Here is a 23,224-nt window from a genome sequence, read left to right on the forward strand (position 1 = left end):
AAGATCTCATAGCTGAAAACGCCTGCCTGTACTGCAGGATCTGTTTTTTACCCACTGTTCAGCTTCATCTTTAGATTTTGTATTGAAAATAAACATCCCGCGGTAGTTTTCTTTATTCTTCTCTAAAAATGGGCCGGATACTACAATTTTCCCTTCATCGGCCAGCTTGCTAATATTGGTCATGTGCCCTTTCATCAGTTCGTCCATTCTGGTCTTGTCATCAATTTTTGTGCTGCCCGTGATAAGCATTACCATAGTGTAGGCTTTCATTCCGTACTGATCTGCTCCAAGGGATGTGGCCAGTTCCTGATTAAATTTCACTTTTTCTGCTTTCTTTTGCTGGCCGGAAGATAAAATTGCCATTAAAAGACTTAGGGACAAATAAATTTTTAGTTTCATAGCAATGGTTTTATTGTAAAGATAGTATCTAAAATCTCACCTCTGATATCTTAAAACAATCAATTTTTTATCCTCAAAAATTCCTTTGCCAGTTCGATCATTTTAGGATCTCCCGTATATTTACCATGTTCATCAGAAAGTTTTACCGTAGCGATCCATTCTTTGTTCGGAGCCTGTACGCCGATGAGTTTCATTACGATATTCATAGGCTTTAAACCTACATCATTAGTAAGATTAGTTCCGATCCCGAATGAAACACCTATTTTTCCTTTGCAGTAATTGGTGATTTCCTCTACTTTTTCCAGATTTAAAGCATCAGAGAAGATAATATATTTAAATAAAGGATTAATCCCGTTGTTGATGTAATGAGCAATTGTTTTGTCTGCAAATTCCAGTGGATCACCACTGTCATGACGAACACCATCGAACAGTTTTGCAAATTTCTTGTCAAACTGCTGAAAGAAAACATCGGTAGTGTAGGTGTCTGATAATGCGACTCCCAGATCGCCTCTATATACATCTACCCAATGCTCAAGTGCCAGTTCATTAGCCATTTTGAAACCGTATTCTGCTGCGTGGAACATAAACCATTCATGGGCATGGGTGCCGATTGGCTTTACACCATATTTCATGGCAAAATGGACATTAGAGCTTCCTATGAAGGTGGAGTCTTTTTTCTGTGTCACTGCTTCCATGACTAGGTTCTGTACTTTATAGGAATGCCTTCTTCTGGTCCCGAATTCTGCAAAATTCACCCCAAGCCTTGCCAATGCATCTGCTTTTTCAAGTGTTCTGCTCATTACAATATCATTGGAATCTCTTTCCATATGATTCATCTCATAATGCAGCTCACTGATTAAGGCAAGTAAAGGAACTTCCCAAAGAATTGTTCTGTACCAAAGTCCTTCCACGGTTACTGAAAGTTCACTTCCTTCCTGATGGATCTTCACTTCAGACGGATCGTAGTGATAGCCTTCCAGAAAATCAAGATAGGGAAGGTCTATATAAGGACAGGTTTTCGCCATGAATTTTTTTTCATCCTTCGTAAGCTTTAACTCTGCCATCTTATTTACAGCTTCTTTTAAAGCTGCGTCAAATCCTTCCGGAAACTGATGCTTTCCTCTGTTGATAAATTCATATTTTACAATAGAGCTAGGAAATAATTTCACCACAGCGTTCTGCATGGTTATTTTATAGAAATCGTTATCCAGAATAGAGTTTAATCTAACGTCGTACATAATATGTGTAATTTTAACGCAAATATAGTGATTTAAAATAAAAATCGTCTAAATGTAAGACGATTTTTTATTATTTGGGTGATTTTTCCAGGTTACTTCCCTAAATAAGAGTTGTACATCCATACTTCTTTTTCCTGTTCTGTAATGTAATCACTCATTTGAGAATTGGTACCCTCATCTCCGGCGGCATCCGTAATGTCTAAAAGCTCTCTTTGAAGATCCAGAACCACTTTAAAAGAATTTAAAATATTTTCAACACTTTTTGTACCATCGGTAACCTCCTTACTTTCTTTAATGGTAGATACCTTCAGATAATCGGAGTAATTATGAGCTGGTGTTGCACCTAATGTGAGGATTCTTTCTGCTATTTCATCAATCTTCAGAACAAGGCTGTTATAGAGTTCTTCAAACTTTGGGTGAAGAGTAAAGAACTGATCTCCTTTTATGTTCCAGTGCGAACCTCTGGTGTTTTGATAGAATACGGAATAATTGGCTAAAAGAATATTTAATTTTTCTGAAATGTTTTTACAGTCGGCTTCTTTCAGGCCTATAATGCTTGCATTTTTCATATTACTAAGTAGTTTATTAATGTGTATTACAAATTTAGTGAATTTTATGCCAAAGAGCTCCTGATCCTAATAGAAGATAACTATAAGAAAATTTTTAAAAACAGTTTGGAAGTATTAATATTGCAGGTTATGAAAAGCTTTTTAATAACAGCATCAATTTTTTTGGGAATATGTTTCATCTATATTCTGTTAATGCTTTCCGGAACTGAAAACAATTTCACCTATGTTTTAGATGATGCCTATATTCATCTGGCAATGGCTAAAAATTTTGCTTTTCATGGTATGTGGGGTATAACGGAATATTCTTATTCTTCGTCTTCATCATCACCCTTATTTACATTTGTTTTAAGTGCTTTGATTTTTATTTTTGGAAATCATGAGCTCTTACCATTGATATTTAACTTTGGGTGTACCTTTTTTATTATTTATTTTCTGAACAGATATTATTCTGATCTTTTTAAGCAGAATAAGTCTATTGTCTTTACGAGTATTTTCACCTTTTTATTTGCTTCCATTCATTTGCTTATTTTTTCGGGAATGGAGCATGTGCTTCAGGTGCTTGTTTTTATTATTAATATTTACTTCTTTGAAAAGTGGAGAATATGTGATTTCAAAAAATCATCCTATTCAGCCTGGTTCTATTGTACACTTGCTTTACTGGGGCTGATCCGTTTTGAAAGTATGTTCTATTTTTTATCGCTTGCCTTTGTTTTTCTTTTACTGAGAAAATTTAAGCAAAGTGGCCTGTTATTATTCTTTGGCTTTCTTCCGGTTTTGGTTTTTTGTTATTTTACTTATCAGAAAACTGGCTATCTTCTTCCTAATTCTGTGATGGTTAAAGGAACCAAGCTGGATTTAACCGGAGATTTACTGCAGCAGATAACCGATATCATTTTATATAAATTAATAAAACAACCTTATTTTCAGCTAGCAGCTTTTTTTCCACTATGTCTTGCTGCTTTTTTGCTTTTTAAGGATTATAAAAATAAATTAACCTTCCATGATATAGTTTTAAATAACTTTCTTCTGATTGTATTAATTTTTAATTTATTTATCCAGGCTGTTTTTGGACAGTTTACTAATTTCTATAGATATGAAGCTTATTTGTTGGTTGGTTTTTCAATGGTTATTATTCCAAAAGTAAAGAGCTTGTTTGTTCAGAAAAACTTTTTATTACAACGATACAGGATTCCTGTAATTTTAATCGTATTAATATTGATGACACTGGTTCTTAAAGTAAATCTGGTCAATAAGCTGATTATAACAGGAAGCAAGAATATCTACGAACAGCAGATTCAGTCCACAAGATTTTTAAAAAAATATTACAACAATTCAAAAGTTGTTGCCAATGATATAGGGGCTATATGTTATTTTACAGATATTCATCTGCTGGATGTTGCTGGATTAGGCTCAAAAGAAATGGTTCCTTTTAAAGTAAAACGAAAAGGACTAGATGATCAATTTGAAGAATTCCTGAAGCAGTTTTCTGCACAAAATCATTATCAGCTTGCTATAATATATGATGAATGGTTGAATGGCCATGTTCCCAAGAACTGGAAGAAGGTCGCTATTTTAAAAATAAAAGATGTAAATGCTGTTTTAGGGAGGGATCATTTGTCTATTTATTCAGTAGACCCCAATATTCATTATTCCTTAAAACAAAATGTAAAGAGCTTTCACTGGAACAAAAACATACAGGTAAAAATAATAGAATAAAATTTTACAATTATTTAATAGATAGTCTTTAAAGAGAAAATGTCGTTTCTTTTTTGCATTTTCTCAATATACATCAGCAGTCTCATATTTGGCTGTTAAGACACAAGATCTTTTTCATCTAAGTGTTTGATTTTAATTTTTCTATAAGTTTTGTAGATTGGAAAAATATTCCTATTTTTGCACCCTAAAATAAAAAGCAATTAAATGCCTACTATTCAACAATTAGTAAGAAAAGGAAGAGCCACGCTTGCCAAGAAGAGCAAATCGGCTGCCCTTGATTCTTGTCCACAAAGACGTGGTGTATGTACGAGAGTATATACTACTACACCGAAGAAACCTAACTCTGCACTTAGAAAAGTAGCAAGGGTAAGACTTTCTAACGGTAAAGAAGTGAATGCCTATATCCCGGGCGAAGGACATAATCTACAGGAGCACTCGATAGTATTGGTTAGAGGCGGAAGGGTGAAAGACCTACCGGGAGTACGTTACCACATCGTAAGAGGTGCTTTAGACACTGCAGGTGTAAGTGGAAGAACACAGAGAAGATCGAAGTACGGAGCTAAGAGACCTAAACCAGGACAAGCAGCTGCTGCCCCTGCAAAAGGAAAGAAAAAGTAATCATTAAATAAGGTACAGAAGCAATGAGAAAGACAAAAGCGAAAAAAAGACCGTTGTTACCAGATCCGAAGTTTAATGATCAATTGGTAACGAGATTCGTAAACAACTTAATGCTTGACGGTAAAAAGTCAATCGCATTCAAAATTTTCTATGATGCATTAGATATCGTAGAAACTAAAAAAGGTGAAACTGAGAAAACAGCCCTTGAAATCTGGAAAGATGCATTAACAAACGTTATGCCTCACGTAGAAGTACGTTCTAGAAGAGTAGGTGGAGCTAACTTCCAGATCCCTATGCCAATCAGAGCTGATAGAAAAATTTCTATGGCAATGAAATGGTTAATTAGCTACTCTAAAAAGAGAAATGATAAGTCTATGGCTTTGAAATTAGCTAACGAAGTAGTAGCCGCTTCAAGAGAAGAAGGTGCTGCTTACAAAAAGAAATCTGATACTCACAAGATGGCGGAAGCTAACAAAGCTTTCTCACACTTTAAATTCTAATTAGAAAATGAGTAGAGATCTTAAATTTACAAGAAACATTGGTATTGCTGCGCACATTGATGCCGGTAAAACTACCACTACAGAAAGAATTTTATTCTATACAGGGGTTAACCATAAAATTGGTGAGGTTCACGATGGTGCATCTACAATGGACTGGATGGAGCAAGAAGCAGAAAGAGGTATTACTATTACTTCTGCAGCGACTACTTGTAACTGGAACTTCCCAACTGACCAGGGTAAAATCTTACCTGAAAGTAAATCTTACCACTTCAACATCATCGATACACCGGGACACGTTGACTTCACAGTAGAAGTAAACAGATCTTTAAGAGTATTGGATGGATTGGTATTCTTGTTCTCTGCAGTAGATGGAGTAGAGCCTCAGTCTGAAACAAACTGGAGACTTGCTGACAACTACAAAGTTGCTAGAATGGGATTTGTAAACAAAATGGACAGACAAGGTGCTGACTTCCTTAACGTGGTAAACCAGGTTAAGACTATGTTAGGATCTAATGCAGTTCCAATCGTTTTACCAATCGGTGCTGAAGAAGATTTCAAAGGTGTTGTAGACTTAATTAAAAACAGAGCTATCGTTTGGGACGAAGCAGGACAAGGAGCTACTTTTGAAGTAGTGCCAATTCCTGAAGATATGAAGGCTGAAGTTCTGGAATACAGAGAGAAATTAGTTGAAGCTGTTGCTGATTATGATGATACTTTGATGGAGAAATTCTTCGAAGATCCAGATTCAATCTCAGAAGACGAAATCAACGAAGCTCTTAGAAAAGCTACTATTGATCTTTCTATTATCCCAATGACTTGTGGTTCTTCATTCAAGAATAAAGGAGTACAGTTTATGTTGGATGCAGTATGTAAATACTTGCCTTCTCCATTAGATAAAGATGATATCAAAGGTACTGATCCAAGAACAGATCTTGATATTACAAGAAAACCAGACGTAAACGAGCCTTTCGCGGCTTTGGCATTTAAGATTGCTACTGACCCATTCGTGGGAAGACTGGCATTCTTCAGAGCATACTCTGGAAGACTAGATGCAGGTTCTTATATCTTGAACACCCGTTCAGGAGATAAAGAAAGAATCTCAAGAATCTATCAGATGCACGCTAACAAGCAAAATCCTGTAGAATATATTGAAGCAGGAGATATTGGTGCAGCGGTAGGTTTCAAATCTATCAAAACTGGTGATACAATGTGTGATGAGAAACACCCTATCGTTCTTGAATCGATGGTTTTCCCTGATCCGGTAATTGGTATCGCTGTTGAGCCTAAAACTAAGGCAGACCAGGATAAAATGGGTAACGCTCTAGCTAAACTAGCTGAAGAAGATCCTACTTTCCAGGTTAAAACTGACGAAGCTTCTGGTCAAACGATTATCTCAGGAATGGGTGAACTTCACCTTGACATTCTTGTAGATCGTATGAAAAGAGAATTTAAAGTAGAAGTTAACCAGGGACAGCCTCAGGTAGAATACAAAGAAAATCTTACAAGAGTTGCTCAGCACAGAGAAGTTTACAAAAAACAATCTGGTGGTAAAGGTAAATTTGCTGATATCGTATTCGAACTTGGACCAGCTGACGAAGGTAAAATAGGTCTTGAATTTATTAACGAGATCAAAGGTGGTAACGTTCCTAGAGAATTTGTTCCTGCTATTGAAAAAGGCTTTAAAGCTGCAATGAAAAACGGTCCTTTGGCTGGTTTCGAAGTTGAAGGTATTAAAGTAGTTCTTAAAGACGGATCTTTCCACGCAGTGGATTCTGATGCACTTTCTTTTGAAATGGCTGCTAAATTAGGATTTAAAGAAGCGGGACGTGCTGCTAAGCCAGTAATCATGGAGCCTATTATGAAACTGGAGGTTGTAACTCCGGAAGAATATATGGGTAATATCATTGGTGACCTTAACAAGAGAAGAGGTACCATCAGTGGTCAGGAAGAGAAAAACGGAGCTGTTGTAATCAAAGGTTCTGTTCCACTTTCTGAAATGTTTGGATATGTAACTACTCTAAGAACACTTTCATCAGGAAGAGCTACTTCTTCTATGGAATTAGAGAAATACCAGGCTACTCCACAAAACGTTGCTGAAGAAATCATTGCTAAAGCAAAAGGTTAATTTTTTAAACTAAAGAAATGTCACAAAGAATCAGAATAAAACTAAAATCTTACGATTACAACTTGGTAGACAAGTCTGCTGAGAAAATCGTAAAAACGGTAAAGGCTACTGGTGCTGTTGTAAACGGACCAATTCCATTGCCAACTAATAAGAGAATCTTCACTGTGTTGAGATCTCCTCACGTAAACAAGAAAGCTAGAGAACAGTTCCAACTTTCTGCTCACAAGAGATTGATGGATATCTACTCTTCTTCTTCTAAAACTGTTGATGCTCTAATGAAGTTAGAGTTACCAAGCGGTGTAGACGTTGAAATTAAAGTGTGATAATTGCATACTTGCAATAATTATAGAATCCGTTCCTTTTTAGGGACGGATTTTTTTTGTGTAAAGTTTGAGGAAGAAAGATATTCCAACTTCTGAAACTTAGGACTTATATTTAAAAGTAAACTTGTTACTGTTTATTCTTCTTTTTCATTTCGCCTTTTTTACAGAAAAGTCTACTTTATAGGCTACCTTTTAATGATGCTCCGGTATCATTAAGGGATCTTTACAACATCTCCAGACCCATTTATAATCTGATAATGATTGGCCCCATCAATGTGAGATATGTCACCTGTGTTTATTTATTTAGAATTAATAAAAATAATAATTTTGTAAAAAAATATCAGATGAATAAAGTAGTATCCTTTTCTCTGCTTGTATTGGGTGGGGCTTTTGTAAACGCACAGCAAGTGAATGATTCTATTAAAAAATCAAAAGAGATTGATGAAGTAGAACTATTTGGTGAAAAAAAGAAGCAGCCTGTAGGTCTGGAAGCTATTACCAGGCTCCCTTTGAAAACCAGAGATCAGATTCAGAGTATTTCAGTGATCTCCCATAAGGCAATTGAAGAGCTGGGAGCGCTTACCGTAACTGATGTTGCTAAAAACGTACCGGGTGTAACCCTATTCTCAAGCTATGGAGGAGGCAGTGAAAGTATGTCTGTCAGAGGATACCGGGGAGTACCTGTATTGAAAAACGGAGTTCAGATGGATTCAGATTTCCGTACTGCAGGAATGATCACGGATATGCAGGGTGTTGAAAGCATCCAGGTGATTAAAGGGTCAGCAGCCGTAAGTCAGGGAATCGGAAACGGATTAGGTTCTGCAGGAGGGGTTATCAACGTGGTAACCAAAAGACCCCAGTTTATTGATCAGACTAACGTAGGATTTCGTTATGGGAGCTGGGACTTTTACAGACCAACAGTAGATTTTCAAAGAGTTCTTGATTCTCAGGGTAAAGTAGCCGTGAGGTTCAATGGAGCTTATCAGAAGAACAATTCTTTCAGATCGCATGTTGAGGGAGAGAGAATTTACATCAATCCATCCGTATCTTACCGTCCTGATGATAAAACTGAAATCAATGTAGAGATGGATTATCTTCATGATAACCGTACTCCGGACAGAGGAACGATTAATACGGCACCTGGCGATGTAGAAGCATTATATCATATGCCCAAAGGTAAATTCTTAGGTTACACTTCTGATTACTCAAAAACAGAAACCTTTAATTTTGCTACAACTGTGGTTCGTAAACTTACTGATAAATTAAAGGTAAGAGCAGCATTTATTAATTCTACAAGCAGTTCAGACAGTGAGGCTTCTTCAATATCGTTACCAACCGGAGAAACGAATTATAATATAAGACAGCACACCATCGGAAAATCTCAGGGAGAAGATATCAATAAAGTTTTACAGTTGGACTTTATCGGTGAACAGATTAAAACAGGTTTCATTAATCATACTTTTCAGGTTGGTTTCGACTGGAGAGAGACGGAAACATCTTCTGTGACTTATGAAGCATATAAAAACTCTATTGCTCCGGAAAACTTAATTACTGCACGTCCTACAAAAATAGGAAGTGTAAACTATGATGCCAATCCTTTGGATATTTTTGATGTTGTAAACGGAACAATACCGAACCAGATTCCAGGAAATGTGATCTATAAAAACCTTGGCCGTTCCAATCCTGTACTTACACCAAGCATCGGAGCCATGGCGCAGGATGTAATGTCTATCGGTAAATATTTGAAAGCCCATTTGGGAATAAGATACAGCAGACTGAACGGATCTGCTAATGAAACGGTGGATACTTGGAACCCTTCTTTTGGATTGATTGTTTCACCCATTCAGAATATCAACGTTTTCGGATCATACACTACCACCACTTCTTTAAGAGCTTCCAATAATGTCCTGCAGGTAGGCGGACTGGTAGGAGCGTCGCATACAAAACAATGGGAAGCCGGTGTTAAATCAGACTGGTTCAATGAACGTTTAAGATTCAATGTTACATTGTTTGATATTAATACAGATAACCTGTCATTCCAGATTCTGGACGCCAATTATCAGCCGATAAAGGACAATAAAAACAATATTCTTTACGGACTTGCCGGTAATCTCAGAAGAAAGGGGATGGAGGTAGAACTTATCGGAAGAATTTTACCCAATCTTCAGGTAATGTCCGGATGGGCGTATCTGGATGCTCAATATCAGGACAGCCCTGCTTACATCAACGGTTCTGCTCCGATGAATGCTCCCAAGCATACTGCAAACGGATGGTTGAATTATAAATTTATTACAGGAGCTTTAACAGGTCTGGATGTTGGAGCCGGAATTTATTATGTAGGAAAAAGACCGGTTGACGAATGGACTCAGAAAACATTTACTGCAGGTCACCTTAACAGCGTAAAAGCAGGAGACAAACCTTTCGATATGCCGGAATATACTACCGTAGATGCCCAGGTAGGATATACCCTTAAAAATGGAATGGGCTTAAGAGTATTTATGAATAATATTTTTGATTCTGTAGGATACAGCTCTTACTTCAGAGGCGGTTATATAGACCAGATCCAGCCTAGGAACTTTGCTGTACAGGTAAACTATAAATTCTAACCACAAATTATTCATTATGAAAAACATAAAAATAATAGCATCCGCTCTGGTATTGGCAATAGCGCCGGTTTCATGTTCTTCCGATACGGATCTTTCAGAGGAAGAAATAAAAGCAGCCAATGAAGCAATGAAATATCACAATCCATACCAATGGAACAACTGGCCACAGAATACCTGGAATAATGGAATGCATGGCACAAAAAGGATACAATTCGGGAAAGATCTTCCTTCAGCCAATTTACAAAGCTTTCAATAACCCGAAAGACTAATATTTAGGAAAGATAAAAACAATTCATTCATATCAAATTTTAATTAGAAAACATTAAGGCAGTACTTCTGTCTTAATGTTTTTGTTTTTTTCCATCCATATTAAATGACAAGTTAAGAGAGAGATGCTATACCTCTTTAATCCATTCAAAAGTTTCATGATCATTCTCCTGTACTTCTTTTAAATCTGAACTTTCTTATTTCCCGATTCAAGTTAATTCAATACATTTATTCATTAAAAGAATTGAAATTATGAGCCATAAAAACAATAATCTGTTTGAAAAATTTTCAGACTGGGCAACCAAATTTACAGGAAGTTCATATGCGTTTATCGGAGCAGTGCTTGTAGTCGTAGTCTGGGCAGCTTCCGGACCTGTTTTTAACTATTCGGAAACATGGCAGCTTGTGATTAATACGGGAACAACTATTATTACCTTTCTCATGGTATTCCTTATTCAGAAAGCACAGAACAAAGATTCAAAAGCCATACAGATCAAACTGAACGAGCTGATTGCCGCCCATGAAAAAGCAAGCAACAGAATTGTAGATATTGAAGATCTTACCGAAAAGGAGCTGGATCAGCTTCACTGCTATTATGAAGAACTGGCCAAGTTCGCCAAAGAAGATGCAGATATCCACACTTCCCATTCTATAGATGCTGCCCAGAGAAATCAGGATTATAAATATGAATTCTTTAAGCATAAACATGAAGAATGGCTTCAGAAAAAAGAACAAAAAAAGGAATCGTAATGATTCCTTTTTCTTGTTTAATTAAATGTCAAAAATTATTTCTTCAGAAAATACCCGAAATAACTGCAGCTTCCTGCCAGACTTTTCATTGTTTCCGTATCTGCATACTGGGATTTTAGCTGGGCAAAAGAAGTTCTGTACTTTTCATTTCTGATTTTATCCAGTTCAGCTTGGTGTGCCTGCTCCTTTTCGGAATATTTAGGATCAGAATAATCAATCTTAGCTGCATTCTTAGCTTCATACTGATAATATTTCCCCTGTTCTGCGCTGGCCATTTGGAAAAGAACTCTTGCTCTCTGTTCCTTGTCTTTGGAAAGCTTCAATGTTTTCTGGTAATAATTGATCGCCAGATCAAAATTATCAGGTTCAATATAAGTTGTATAAAGGAAATTCTTATAATAATACTTGTAAGGATTCTTCCTGTCTGTATTCCAGAAATCATATTTCCCTCCGTTGCTGTTGTCAATATCCATTACGAACAGCTGACGGTAATATCCTAAACTGGAAGTATTGTACAGTAAATTTCCAATCAGCTGACTGGCCTTGGCTGCCTTTTCATCCGTTCCGGCACTCAATTTTTTAAGCTGAATCAGAGCATCTGCCAATTCCAGTTTATTCATGCTTGGCTTGATAAAAGGGAAAACAGAATAGTCTTCAGCTTCCATACTTTCTGTTTCTGCACTTCCGAAACTTTCCCATACATTGTGCCCGAAAACAAGATTTGAAATACCTTTGAACCCATCATATTCTCCTGGCGTATATTGTTTTGGAGTGATTTTTTCACCCTTATCCGTCCATTCATAATCCATTCTTGGAATTCCCGCAAAGCCTTTCGCTTTTTCATAATAAGATTTGGCCTTTTCAAAATCTGCCAGCTTCATGGCCCGGTCTCCATAGATTGTACTGAAGAACGCATCTATGTTTCCTACATTATCCATATTCTTGGCAATAATCTGCTGTTCAAACTGTGTCTTATTTGGTTTTCTGTAGAACTCTTCAACACTTTTGACCAGACTTGAATTAGGGTTATACTGAAGGTCTGAAAGCTTGTTGCTCATCAGGAAAGATTTTCCGTCTTCACCTTGCAGAAAATACCGGTTCGCAAGAACATCTTTAAGGAAATCTACTGTAGATGGAACTTCGCCGTAATAATCATAGTCATTTCCTGCAGTACTGTCTTTCTTTACTTCTTTTTTTACAAAATAATCAGCATAATCTTTCATCAGATGATCTTCAAATTCTGCATCTATTTTAGGATGAGAAACGATATCATTTAACACCTTCATTCTTTTTATCTCCTCAAGATATTCCGGATTGGTCGTTTTGATGTCTTCCAGAATTTCCGAGCTTGCCTTATAATCCTTCTTCAGGAATTTAAGATAGGCATCTGCAATCTGCCAGTATTCATCCTTAGATACCTTTTTAGTTTTCTCTGTGAATTTTTCCAGGTCGTCCAGGTAATCTTTCGTTTTCTCATCATAGCCATAGCTGGATTTGGTATAGAATGGAATTCTGTCCGGATTGTTCAATAGTTCATCATCATTTAGATCATTTTTATCTCCATTCGCACTGTCAGATTTAGAACCTCCAAAAAGATTTTTAAAAAACCTGACGATCTTTTGCCAAAACGAAAGCTTCTCCTCCTTTTTCACTTCTACAGTTTCGGATTTTGTATCCTTGGAAGTTTTGTCGTGATCATCTGCATTTCCTTTCTGCATATACACATTGTCTGAGGCATCAGAATTATAATAATAAATCGGAAGATAGCTTCTTTCAAGCTCATTGATGCTCCTCACTGCCATGACCTTCAGAATCTCAGAATCCGGATTGATGTCATACATTTTTTCCATGATCGGAATAGGATTGTTGAAACCCTGATAGCCTAAAAGGAAATAGGCCATATTCTTTTCATCATTGGTACCCGCTCTTTTCATGATATTGCTGAAAGAAGCCGTATCCGAAAGCTTCATCGATACAAAAGCAGATTCCTTACGGTCTTTACTGTTCATAAAAACCTGGAAAAAGTTCCAGTTCGCATCACTGTTCATCTCTTTTCCCCTCTGTGCTCCTGCAAGCTGGTCAAGTGCCATAAAATACACTGTTCCTTTTTGCTTGATCGGTTCTATATATGTTTTGAAGGCCTCCAGTGCGGCATCATAATTTCTAGTATAGTGATTGAAACGTACCAGCTGATATCCGTAACGCTGCTTAATCTCCGGGTTTCTGGTAGCGTTGTATAAAGAAGTCAGCGCATTCACAGTTTTTGCATAGTCAATCGAAGTAGCATTGACATCCTTTGACGGTCCGTTGTTATAAAATGAATCCGGGCTTTCCACATAATTAATGCTCATATAAGGCTCCAGATATTTCGCTTCAATTAAATAATCTATTCCTTCCTTATACTTTTGGTAGAATCCCGTGCCCAATTTCTGTAAAAGAGGATTGGAGGGAGCTCCGTTTTTCAAAGCATTAAGGTCGTTCATACTTATTTTGTACACCAGGTTTTCTGTTTCTGCATAATTCAGCTGGTTGTTGAAGAATCTCTTCCACGTCTCGATATTATCATCAGGAATCACATTGCTTTTATAATTACCATAGAACGCATTGGAATACGTAAGCAGGAAAGGGAGATAAGATTTATCCTTGATGATACTCTGTGTAAAGAGGTTGAAATACTCATAATCGGGATCCGACCACGCACAGGCGTCAGATTTCGTGTAAAAGAGTGATAGAACCGCCAATGAAAGGATATACTTTTTCATATAGTTGATAGGTGTTTTATTTATAATTAAATATTTCTAAAATTTCAATCTCATAATATGTTCAATTATCGTGATTTAAAACTTTAAAAATTTCGGTTACTTACAAATTTACTATCTAATTGATAATAAATTAAATTAAAATGTGGTATTTTTTTCTCCAGAAAACGGGTTACCTCTTCAAGCTGCTCATCGGATATTTCTTCCACCTTTATTTTAAAACCTTTGCTTAAAAAGTTTCCAAAGTAAAAACCGTCTTTAATGATTTCAATCTCGTTATCTGAGATTTTTTTAAAACCGGGATTTTCCAGATCTTTTCGCGATAAAGCATTGATCAGTTTATGCTTCTCAAGATGATTGGTAACAATTCCCCAGGAATAAATGGGCAGCGCCACATCCATTTTTTTTACAGGATAATCTTCCAGTTTTGAGAGGTAGTTTTTTAAAGTGACAACATCCAGAATAGAATTTTTATTGGAATTCTCCAAAGGTGAAGAAGTAGAGTAGCACATCAGGTATACTTTCTCCACAGGCGGAACTCCTGTCTGGCTCTTATCTTTTACCTGATGGAGGCGGAGCGTGCAGGTGATCTCTTTTCCGGAAACCCTTTTCAGTTCCTTTAGAAATTTAAAATAATCATTCCTTGTTCCTGCTGTCCAGTCACAGTCGATCTGAATTTCATTGTTTACTTTTAATTGGTATTCTTTGGCTTTTTTCTGAACCAGATCATGAATGTTTTTCGCAAGAAACCGGATTTCTTCTGCCGAGATACGGTACATCGACTGGTTTGTAATAAAAACTGTCGGTACGATCTGCTTCTCTGTCTGAAAACTCTTGTCTCTAGTGATAACACCAACCGGCTGAAATTTTCCAGCAGCTTTGTCTATGTCAAAAAATCTTGTGTATACATATGGAACTGGGGCATGATCCAATATTTTTTTCTCTTCCTGATCCAGCTTCAGATGTGTTTTCCAGTAATAAAAAGTATAAGGATGATTTTCTTTCCTGCTGCACGAAATTACGAGAAGGAAAACGAGCAGAAACTTTAGTATTCTCATTCCCTGAAATACAGTTTACTTTCACAGGTACAGGTATTGCTGGTAGCGCTTTCCTTTGCAGAACAGCAATCCTCAGATTTCTGAACTGTACCTTCTTTATCAGTAAGGTAAATATTGTCCTTGTCAAATTTAACATAGAAAGTTTCGCCCCATTTTTTGAACTCCACCTTCATTACTTTTGGATTATATGGTCCGGCGTTTACTTCTTCCATGGTTTCATTTCCGTCTGCCTGGTTCACCTGAACAAACCCGAAATAAATATCTCCGTTTTTCTTGGCATCCAGATAATAATGAGGGGTTCCGGATCCACTGAATCCCTGAACAATATCAAAACTTCTGTGCCCCACAAATGGTGCTGTGGTCTGGGCAAAAGATAAAATACTGATGCATAAGATAATTAAGGTTAAAATCTTTTTCATATAATTTTTTTCAAAAGTAAAAATATTTAAGCAAAAATTAAACCGTAAAAACCCGGTGATTGCCTGTTGGAGGTAAACTGCTGCAATTTTTTATTTAGATGAGAACAATTTCGAGGTAATGCCTTCGGATAATAGTGGCAACTTAATGAAGTGAAAAAGCTTTTGTAGTTAAATTTTTAATCACTGGAAACAGAAAAACCACTCCGAGATGGAATGGTCTTTATATAGTGAAGTTAAATTCACATTAGAAAACAGTAGCCGCCAGCTGAATTCTTGCATATTTATTAGCAGGATTCCACATGGCCATCATAGCAACCGGAAGGCTGTAGTGATCTGTAATTTTAAGCGTCTTGCCGGCTTTTACCCCTACATTGACAATATCAAAACTGTTTGTTCCGTTTCCGTAAAGAAAGCGAGTGTCGTTGAGGGCAAATCCTGCACCTACAAAAGCATCTAAATTCACTTTCTGTCCTGCAATCACCGGGTAACTTACCTGAACATAGGTAGAATATTTATTCTTTTTATAACTTCCATCAGGCTCCAACACCACTTCTCCCGCATTAGCTCCACCGTACAGCATAATATCAGCTTCAATATTAAGCGGAAAAGAAGGTCCGAAAGTGTAATTGGTTCTAAGATCAATGATGTGGGCTGTTCTTCTCTGTGAATAACTGAAAATATCGTCTGCAGCAACAGCTGTATTAATATTTCTTGAATTATACAGATCCCACAATCCAATATAAAAACGGTTATGAGAATATTGAACGTAATAATTGATCTCCTTATAATGAGTGCCGTCTTTATCATCCGCTAATGCCGAAGCCCCCCAGATACCAACTTTCCATTTCTTTTCAGAATCTAAAGCATAAGAAAGATTTCCCATCACTACAGGTTTATCTGTAATAATTAAGCCTCTCCACAAATGGTTATTCTGAATGTTTACGGTAAAGTCCAGCCTGTTGTTCTCTTTAGGTTCTTCATTCTCCTGAGAGAATAGCTTTCCTGTGCCTAAAATAATCAGGCATGCAATTTTTAAAATTTTCATCGGGTATTTTTAATGTATTATTCCAAAAAGTACAGCGGCGACAACAGCACCCAGGATTGGACCTGCTACCGGAATCCAGGCATATCCCCAATCACTGCTTCCTTTTACGGGAAGGATAGCGTGCATAATTCTGGGGGCTAAGTCTCTGGCCGGATTAATGGCATAACCTGTCGTTCCACCTAAAGATAAGCCGATAGCCCACACGAGTAAAGTAACAGGAAGTGCTCCTACAGAACCTAGTCCTACTTTAGCCGTGGGATCAGCATTCAGGGAAATACTGGGATCAGAGAAATGAAAGATGACAAACACCAGTACAAATGTTCCGATAATCTCACTGATAAGATTGGAAAAAGTATTCCTGATTGCGGGCCCTGTACTGAAACAGGCCAGTTTAGCACCTTCATCTTCCGTAATGGCAAAATGGTCTTTGTTAAACAGCCATACAAGGAAAGCTCCCAGCATTCCGCCAAGCATCTGCGCTGCAATATAAGTAGGAACCAGATCCCATGAGAATTTTCCTGCAACAGCGAGCCCTAATGTTACGGCTGGATTCAGGTGGGCACCACTTGCCGGGCCGGCAACTGTAACACCTACGAATACTGCAAGTGCCCAGGCGGTCGTAATGACGATCCATCCTGAATTATTTCCTTTAGTATCCTTCAAGACAACATTGGCCACAACGCCGTTGCCTAATAATATAAGAAGCATTGTTCCTATAAGTTCTGCGGTAAATGGGGTCATAAATAGTTTTTTTAGGATTTAATCTTCGATCCAGCTTTGGGAACGCTTCACAGCTTTATTCCAGAAATGGATCATATGGTCTGCTTTTTCTTTATCCAGTTGAGGATGAAAATCTTTGTCTACCACCCATTGAGACTGAATCTCATTGATGTCTTTCCAATATCCTACTGCTAATCCTGCAAGATAAGCTGCTCCCAACGCTGTTGTTTCAAGAGTTTTCGGTCTGGTGATCTTAACACTGAAAAGGTCAGATTGAATCTGCATCAAAAGATCGCTGGCAGAAGCACCGCCGTCTACTCTGAGTTCCAAACTTGGTCTACCGGAATCAGCTTCCATAGATTTTACAATATCATAAACCTGAAATGCAATACCTTCTAAAGTCGCTCTCGCAATGTGACCGTTCGTTGTTCCGCGGGTTACTCCTACGATAGTTCCTCTGGCGTATTGGTCCCAATAAGGTGCGCCCAATCCTGTGAGTGCAGGAACAAAATAAACCCCTCCATTATCTTCAACGCTTGCTGCAAGATCATTTACTTCTTCAGATGTACGGATAAGTTTCAGTCCGTCTCTTAGCCATTGTATTGCTGCACCGCCTACAAATACACTTCCTTCCAATGCATAGTTTACTTCTCCATTAATCTTCCAAGCAACGGTAGTCAACAGATTATTTTTAGATGAAACAGCTTCTTTTCCTGTATTCATCAATAAGAAACATCCTGTTCCGTAAGTGTTTTTTACCATTCCCGGGGTGATGCACATCTGCCCGAATAATGCTGCTTGCTGATCTCCTGCAATTCCTGCAATTGGAATTTTAGTGGAAAATAAAGTGGTTGCTGTTTCTCCGTAGATTTCGCTGCTCTGCTTTACTTCAGGAAGAACAGATCTTGGAATGTCAAACAAATCCAGAAGTTCCTGGTCCCATTCTAACGTATGAATGTTCAGAAGCATGGTTCTGCTGGCATTGGAAACATCGGTGATAAACATTTTTCCACGGGTAAGCTTCCATACCAGCCATGTATCAACGGTTCCAAAACATAATTTTCCCTCTGCTGCTTTTTCTCTTGCGCCTTCTACATTATCGAGAATCCATTTTAATTTGGTTGCCGAAAAGTAAGCATCCAGAACAAGTCCTGTTTTTTCTTTAATAACTTCAGCATGGCCCTGGTCCTTCAGTTCATCACAATATTTAGATGTCCTTCTGTCCTGCCATACAATAGCATTATAAACAGGCTCGCCGGTTTCTTTATCCCAAACAATGGTTGTTTCACGTTGATTGGTGATGCCAATGGCAGCTACTTCCAATCCGGAAATGCCAGCTTTAGCGATAACCTCTGCGGCAACAGATATCTGAGATGACCATATTTCGTTGGGGTCATGCTCTACCCATCCCGGAGTAGGAAAGATCTGTTCAAAGTTTTTCTGGGAGACATATTCTATAGCTCCGCTGTGATTGAATAAGATGGCTCTAGAGGAAGTTGTACCCTGGTCCAGAGCGAGAATTAATTTTTCCTTCATACTGCAAATTTTTAGTTAGGAGTAATAGTTTTGGGAGAGTAAGGAGTCAATAAGTATCCTTTTGCTAATTCAATAAATTCTTTTTCCTGTTCATTTGCCCATTCCTGGGAATGTCCTTTTTCTTTGGCTATAAGCTGTGCGATGGTGTGGGCGCTGTCGATGGCGGCTCTTGCATCTAAAAATAACAGACGGACTCTTCTGGCAAGAATGTCTTCAATAGTTTCGGCCATTTCATGTCTTATAGCCCAAACTGCTTCTGCAATTGTGAAAGCATGATCCGGGTGAATCTTTTGTGCATATTGAGGATCGCTGCTCTGCAATGATTTTATGGCAGGGATATCTGATCCGTAAACATACAGGTGACTGCTGCGGTCAACCAGTTCTGCTTTCATATTTCCATGAATAGACATGTTTTCTGTTTGTGAAGGACCTCCCTTTAAATGAAGTATATCTACCGCTTTGTCAATAGTATCTTCTGCCATTTTACGATAGGTAGTCCATTTTCCGCCAATAATGGAAACCAATCCTGTATCAGAAGCAATGACTTTGTGACTTCGGGAAACTTCTTTGGTGCTTTTGCCTCCCTCTTTTGGAGCAGCAAGCGGTCTTAGTCCGGCAAACATAGATTTTACATCTTCTCTTGTCGGTTTCTTTGCTAAATACTGTCTGGCTGTATTTAAAACAAAGCTTATTTCAGATTCCAGAGCGTGCGGTTCAAAACTAGGACTTTCCAAAAGAGTATCTGTAGTTCCTACTAATGCTCTGTCATGCCAAGGAACAACGAAGAGAACTCTGCCGTCAGAAGTTTTTGGAATCATGATAGCGTCATCGCTTTTCAGGAAAGATTTATCTAAAACCAAATGAATACCCTGGCTTGGAACGACAAATTTACCGTGCTTAGGGTTGTTCATATTCAGAATATCATTTGTGAATACACCCGTTGCGTTGATCACCGCTTTCGCACGCAGCTCATATTGCTGGTTTGAAAATTGATCTTCCGCTTTTACACCATTTATTTTTCCGGAATCATTTTTCAGAAGTCCGGTTACTTTCATGTAATTAATTGCACTTCCTCCTTTTTCTATAAGAGTCTGGGATAGGTTGATGGCTAATCTCGCATCGTCAAACTGTCCATCCTGATAAACTACACCGCTCGCAAGGTTGTGTTGTTCAATCGTTGGAAGTTTTTCAACAGTTTTAGCTTTGCTGATGTATTTTGTTTTCCCGAGGCTTAATTTTCCTGCAAGGAAATCATAGATAGACAATCCTATTTTATAATAAATTCCTCCCCACCAAGTATAGTTAGGTATAATAAATGACTGATTTTTGACTACATGTGCTGCATTCTGAGCCAGCAGTCCTCTTTCTTTCAGGGCTTCTTTTACAAGTCCTACATCCCCTTGTGCAAGGTATCTTACACCGCCGTGTACAAGTTTTGTGCTTCGGCTGGATGTTGCTTTTGCGAAATCGTGTGATTCCAGGAGAAGAGTTTTAAATCCTCTGCTGGCTGCATCCAATGCAGATCCTAAACCACTGGCACCACCACCAATAACAATAAAGTCCCATTCCTGGATAACTGCTAATTTACTTATTTCTTCGTTTCGTTTCATAAATGTTTCGTTTATGTTTCGTTTTCAAATGTATAAATTAAAAATGAAACTAAAAAGAAAATAAATGAAATTTTATTGGTCTCGGAAAAAAATGGTATTTTTGATGAAAGAATCAGAATGGAAAAGTTAATACCAAGGCATAACGATATATTAAAGGAACTGGACGAAAAGGGGCATGTTCTTGTACAGGATCTGTGCGAGAAATTAAATGTTTCGTCAGTTACGGTCCGAAAGGATCTGAACTATCTCGAAAGCTTAGGGCTGCTTTTCAGAAATCATGGAGGGGCAAGCAAGCATGTACGCTATGCATATGAAAGGAACGTAGATGAGAAAGAAAACATTAATGTAGAAGCTAAACAGAATATTGCCAAGGCAGCTTTGCAGCTTATCCAGGAGAATGACTGTATTATTCTGGCTTCAGGAACTACGATGCATTATCTTGCCAGAATGCTTGTGAATTTTGGTCCGCTTACTGTTTTGACCTCTTCTTTAAGGGTCGCTATAGAGTTATGTAATAATCCAAATATTAATATTATACAATTGGGGGGAGAAGTCCGGAAGAGTTCTACATCTATTGTCGGATCTATTTCTGAAGGAATTCTCAAGCAGTTCTCTTGTAATAAGCTTTTTCTGGGCGTTGATGGAATTGATATTGATTTTGGGATCAGTACGTCCAATGCGGCAGAGGCTCATCTGAATCAGCTGATGATAGAATGCTCTGAAAAAGTTGTTATTCTTGGTGATTCTTCTAAGCTGAATAAGAAAGGTTTTGGGAAAATTGCTCCTTTAGATAAGGTTGATTATCTTATTACAGATAGTGATATTTGTGATGAGAATAGAGTGGCTTTAGAGGAAAAAGGAGTTACGGTAATTGTAAGATAGTTGTGAAGTTTAAGAATTGATATTATTAAAATAGAGACCTTCTGAAAACAGAACGCCTCTACTATAAATAAGGATAAGTAAACCTATATTTTCCAAAAAAATCTTTCTTTGGCTTTTCTTTCTGCTCCGAGACGACTGTAGAACTTAATTGCTTTTGTATTAAAGTCTGGTGTCTGCCATTGAATAATTGAGCAATCTGCCGCTTTTGAATATTTTTTCACCACTTCCATTATTTGCTGGCCAATTCCATTTCCTCTTGCTTTTTCTTTTAGAAACAGACAATCGAGATAAATGTAATATCCTGCATCCCATGTTGAAAACTGTTTGAAAAATGTGGCGTAACCAACAATTTCAATACCGGATTCAACAACCAAGCACTTTAAATTAGATTCTGATTCAAAAAGATGATTGGAGAGTTGTTCCTTTTTGTTGTTTTCATTGAAATTACTTTTTTCATAGAGGGCATGAGCTTTACATAGCTCAATAATAGAACTTAGATCTTTCTTTTCTGCAAATCTTATTTTCATGTTTTTTTTGAATTAACAGGCACATTCAAATTGGTTTCCTTTTGTGGGGGTGATTCCTTCTGTGGCATAGCCGTCAAACTTCCACCATTCAATTCCTCCCATCAGTTCAATTACTTTAAAGCCTAATTGTGTCATTTTTAAAGCTCCTTTTGTAGAAGCATTACAGCCAATCCCGTCACAATAGCAGACATAAATTTTTGATTTATTGAGATGTTGAGTGCTTGCTTCTGTCATTTCTCTGTGTGGCAGATTAATGGAAGAAGGAATGTGTTCCTTGTCATATCCGATTGTTTTCCGTGTATCTACTGCGATATAATCTGTGCTGTTTTGAAATGCCTCATATAGATCTGACGGGTCCATTTCATACTTTAATTTTCTTTGATAGAATTCAATTTGTTCTTGCATAATTTTAAATTTGTTTATATGCAAAGTTATACTCAAGGATTTTCTTTTGCTAAAGTTGGAATTGATTGCTTTACAGCTTTAATTGAAATATTTTCAAATATCAGTTTTCATTAGATTGCTAACTTTGCATTATGGAAATCAAGTTTTTAAGACTTATTAAAACAATTGCAGAAGAGGGAAGTATTGCCAATTCTTCTGAAAAACTCTTTTTAACGCAATCGGCATTAAGCCATCAGCTTAAGGATCTTGAAATTCAGCTTGGTTTTAAGGTGTTTTACAGAACAAGAAACAAATGGGAATTGACTGAAGAAGGGAATGTGCTTTACAGAACTGCATGTACAGTCATTGACAGTATAGAGGATGGGTTAAGTACTATTCAACAAATCAGGGTAGGAGCTTCAGGTAAAATTAAGGTAAGTACAGAATGTTATTCATTTTATCAGGGGCTGCCTTTCTTTATTCAGAAATTGGGTGTTCTGTATCCGGAAATTGAGGTGGATTTGGTGTTGGAAGCTACTCATGACCCTGTTTTGAAAGTAATGGCCAATGAAATTGATATTGCAATTGTTACTTCAAAACCTTCTGATAAGGAATTGGTAAGTATTGAAATCTTTGAAGATGAGATTTTTGCTGTGCTTCATCGGGAGAATCCATTAAATGACTCTGAATATCTGGATGTTCATGATTTTCTGGATCTTCATTTGATTATTCATTCTTTTCCACTAAAAACGGTTTCAGTTTATGAAATATTTCTAAACCCAAACAGGGTAATGCCTGCGAAAATTTCTGCGGTTCCTTTAACGGAAGTTGCCTTGGAAATGGTGCAGGCTAACATAGGAATAACCTGTATGCCAAAATGGACGTTGAGATCATTTAAGCTGTCAGATGAATTGAGTTTTAAAAAAATTGGAAAACAAGGCTTAAAAAGAAAGCATTACCTGGTAGTGAGAAAATCGGATTTCGGAAAAAAGTACATTAATGATTTTCTTTTAAACTTCAAAGAACATTTTCAAAATTTCGGATAGTTTTTGATCAGTAATGGCTAATTGATTAAAAATCAAAATATTTTACTCTAAATATTTGTCAGTTATAAAAATATTCATAAATTTGCACACTCCATTTTAGGGGCGTAGTATGCCTATATCAAAAGTA

The 23,224-nt window shown here is 37.3% G+C and carries 22 protein-coding genes; 10 read left to right on the plus strand and 12 right to left on the minus strand.

Annotated elements, in window-relative coordinates; translation table 11 throughout:
• Positions 1-6 precede the first annotated feature (6 nt).
• The 3 genes from QF044_RS20390 to QF044_RS20400 all read right to left on the minus strand — a co-directional run bounded on the left by QF044_RS20390 (position 7) and on the right by QF044_RS20400 (position 2,206).
• Positions 7-399 (minus strand): YciI family protein, encoded by a 393-nt coding sequence (locus tag QF044_RS20390; RefSeq protein WP_307271359.1) that lies wholly within the window; start codon positions 397-399, stop codon positions 7-9.
• 59 nt (positions 400-458) lie between these two features.
• Positions 459-1,637 (minus strand): nicotinate phosphoribosyltransferase, encoded by a 1,179-nt coding sequence (pncB, locus tag QF044_RS20395; RefSeq protein ID WP_307271360.1) that lies wholly within the window; start codon positions 1,635-1,637, stop codon positions 459-461.
• 92 nt (positions 1,638-1,729) lie between these two features.
• Positions 1,730-2,206, minus strand: coding sequence for a Dps family protein (locus QF044_RS20400; protein WP_307271362.1), 477 nt, complete (start codon positions 2,204-2,206; stop codon positions 1,730-1,732).
• A 129-nt stretch (positions 2,207-2,335) separates the two neighbouring features.
• Between QF044_RS20400 and QF044_RS20405 the strand changes: the two genes are divergently transcribed.
• The 8 genes from QF044_RS20405 (at position 2,336) to QF044_RS20440 (ending at position 11,111) form a co-directional block, all read left to right on the plus strand.
• Entirely contained in the window at positions 2,336-3,922 is a 1,587-nt protein-coding gene (locus QF044_RS20405; protein ID WP_307271365.1) for a hypothetical protein, read from the plus strand.
• 204 nt (positions 3,923-4,126) lie between these two features.
• The gene (rpsL, locus tag QF044_RS20410; RefSeq protein ID WP_259128204.1) at positions 4,127-4,540 is read left to right on the plus strand and encodes a 30S ribosomal protein S12; all 414 of its coding nucleotides are present in this window, start codon (positions 4,127-4,129) and stop codon (positions 4,538-4,540) included.
• Positions 4,541-4,563: 23 nt separating this feature from the next.
• Positions 4,564-5,040, plus strand: a complete 477-nt coding sequence (gene rpsG / locus QF044_RS20415; RefSeq protein ID WP_027387226.1) for a 30S ribosomal protein S7 — start codon at positions 4,564-4,566, stop codon at positions 5,038-5,040.
• A gap of 7 nt (positions 5,041-5,047) precedes the next feature.
• Positions 5,048-7,165: an elongation factor G gene (fusA, locus tag QF044_RS20420; protein WP_307271370.1), complete on the plus strand. Its 2,118-nt coding sequence runs from the start codon at positions 5,048-5,050 to the stop codon at positions 7,163-7,165.
• A 17-nt stretch (positions 7,166-7,182) separates the two neighbouring features.
• A complete protein-coding gene (rpsJ, locus tag QF044_RS20425) occupies positions 7,183-7,488 on the plus strand; it encodes a 30S ribosomal protein S10 (RefSeq protein WP_002661363.1) in 306 nt (101 codons plus the stop codon).
• 344 nt (positions 7,489-7,832) lie between these two features.
• The gene (locus QF044_RS20430) at positions 7,833-10,094 is read left to right on the plus strand and encodes a TonB-dependent siderophore receptor (RefSeq protein ID WP_307271372.1); all 2,262 of its coding nucleotides are present in this window, start codon (positions 7,833-7,835) and stop codon (positions 10,092-10,094) included.
• Between the two features lie 16 nt (positions 10,095-10,110).
• Positions 10,111-10,350 carry a hypothetical protein gene (locus QF044_RS20435; protein WP_307271375.1) on the plus strand — a complete coding sequence of 80 codons (240 nt, stop codon included), beginning with the start codon at positions 10,111-10,113 and terminating at the stop codon, positions 10,348-10,350.
• A 263-nt stretch (positions 10,351-10,613) separates the two neighbouring features.
• On the plus strand, positions 10,614-11,111 hold the full coding sequence (locus QF044_RS20440; RefSeq protein ID WP_307271378.1) for a low affinity iron permease family protein: 498 nt from the start codon (positions 10,614-10,616) through the stop codon (positions 11,109-11,111).
• Between the two features lie 35 nt (positions 11,112-11,146).
• On the opposite strand, the gene QF044_RS20445 is transcribed toward QF044_RS20440, so the two are convergent.
• The 7 genes from QF044_RS20445 to QF044_RS20475 all read right to left on the minus strand — a co-directional run bounded on the left by QF044_RS20445 (position 11,147) and on the right by QF044_RS20475 (position 20,258).
• Complete coding sequence (locus tag QF044_RS20445; protein ID WP_307271379.1) at positions 11,147-13,873, minus strand: hypothetical protein; 2,727 nt, start codon at positions 13,871-13,873, stop codon at positions 11,147-11,149.
• An 83-nt stretch (positions 13,874-13,956) separates the two neighbouring features.
• Positions 13,957-14,928: a hypothetical protein gene (locus tag QF044_RS20450; RefSeq protein ID WP_307271383.1), complete on the minus strand. Its 972-nt coding sequence runs from the start codon at positions 14,926-14,928 to the stop codon at positions 13,957-13,959.
• Complete coding sequence (locus tag QF044_RS20455) at positions 14,925-15,347, minus strand: hypothetical protein (protein ID WP_307271386.1); 423 nt, start codon at positions 15,345-15,347, stop codon at positions 14,925-14,927. Before QF044_RS20455 ends, QF044_RS20450 begins: the two co-directional genes overlap by 4 nt.
• A 244-nt stretch (positions 15,348-15,591) precedes the next feature.
• Positions 15,592-16,392 (minus strand): hypothetical protein, encoded by an 801-nt coding sequence (locus QF044_RS20460; RefSeq protein WP_307271388.1) that lies wholly within the window; start codon positions 16,390-16,392, stop codon positions 15,592-15,594.
• 9 nt (positions 16,393-16,401) lie between these two features.
• On the minus strand, positions 16,402-17,133 hold the full coding sequence (locus QF044_RS20465; RefSeq protein WP_307271391.1) for an MIP/aquaporin family protein: 732 nt from the start codon (positions 17,131-17,133) through the stop codon (positions 16,402-16,404).
• Positions 17,134-17,151: 18 nt separating this feature from the next.
• Complete coding sequence (gene glpK / locus QF044_RS20470) at positions 17,152-18,648, minus strand: glycerol kinase GlpK (RefSeq protein WP_307271394.1); 1,497 nt, start codon at positions 18,646-18,648, stop codon at positions 17,152-17,154.
• An 11-nt stretch (positions 18,649-18,659) separates the two neighbouring features.
• Positions 18,660-20,258: a glycerol-3-phosphate dehydrogenase/oxidase gene (locus tag QF044_RS20475; protein WP_307271397.1), complete on the minus strand. Its 1,599-nt coding sequence runs from the start codon at positions 20,256-20,258 to the stop codon at positions 18,660-18,662.
• A 117-nt stretch (positions 20,259-20,375) separates the two neighbouring features.
• On the opposite strand from QF044_RS20475, the gene QF044_RS20480 reads away from it, so the two are divergent.
• Positions 20,376-21,140 (plus strand): DeoR/GlpR family DNA-binding transcription regulator, encoded by a 765-nt coding sequence (locus QF044_RS20480; protein WP_307271401.1) that lies wholly within the window; start codon positions 20,376-20,378, stop codon positions 21,138-21,140.
• An 83-nt stretch (positions 21,141-21,223) separates the two neighbouring features.
• On the opposite strand, the gene QF044_RS20485 is transcribed toward QF044_RS20480, so the two are convergent.
• Positions 21,224-21,667 carry a GNAT family N-acetyltransferase gene (locus QF044_RS20485; RefSeq protein ID WP_307271404.1) on the minus strand — a complete coding sequence of 148 codons (444 nt, stop codon included), beginning with the start codon at positions 21,665-21,667 and terminating at the stop codon, positions 21,224-21,226.
• 12 nt (positions 21,668-21,679) lie between these two features.
• A complete protein-coding gene (locus QF044_RS20490; RefSeq protein WP_307271407.1) occupies positions 21,680-22,072 on the minus strand; it encodes a rhodanese-like domain-containing protein in 393 nt (130 codons plus the stop codon).
• Between the two features lie 131 nt (positions 22,073-22,203).
• Between QF044_RS20490 and QF044_RS20495 the strand changes: the two genes are divergently transcribed.
• Positions 22,204-23,097: a LysR family transcriptional regulator gene (locus QF044_RS20495; protein ID WP_307271411.1), complete on the plus strand. Its 894-nt coding sequence runs from the start codon at positions 22,204-22,206 to the stop codon at positions 23,095-23,097.
• The last annotated feature ends 127 nt before the right edge of the window (positions 23,098-23,224 follow it).

Origin of the sequence: Chryseobacterium sp. W4I1, assembly GCF_030816115.1 — a bacterium.
In the GTDB taxonomy this organism is placed as follows: Bacteria; Bacteroidota; Bacteroidia; order Flavobacteriales; family Weeksellaceae; genus Chryseobacterium.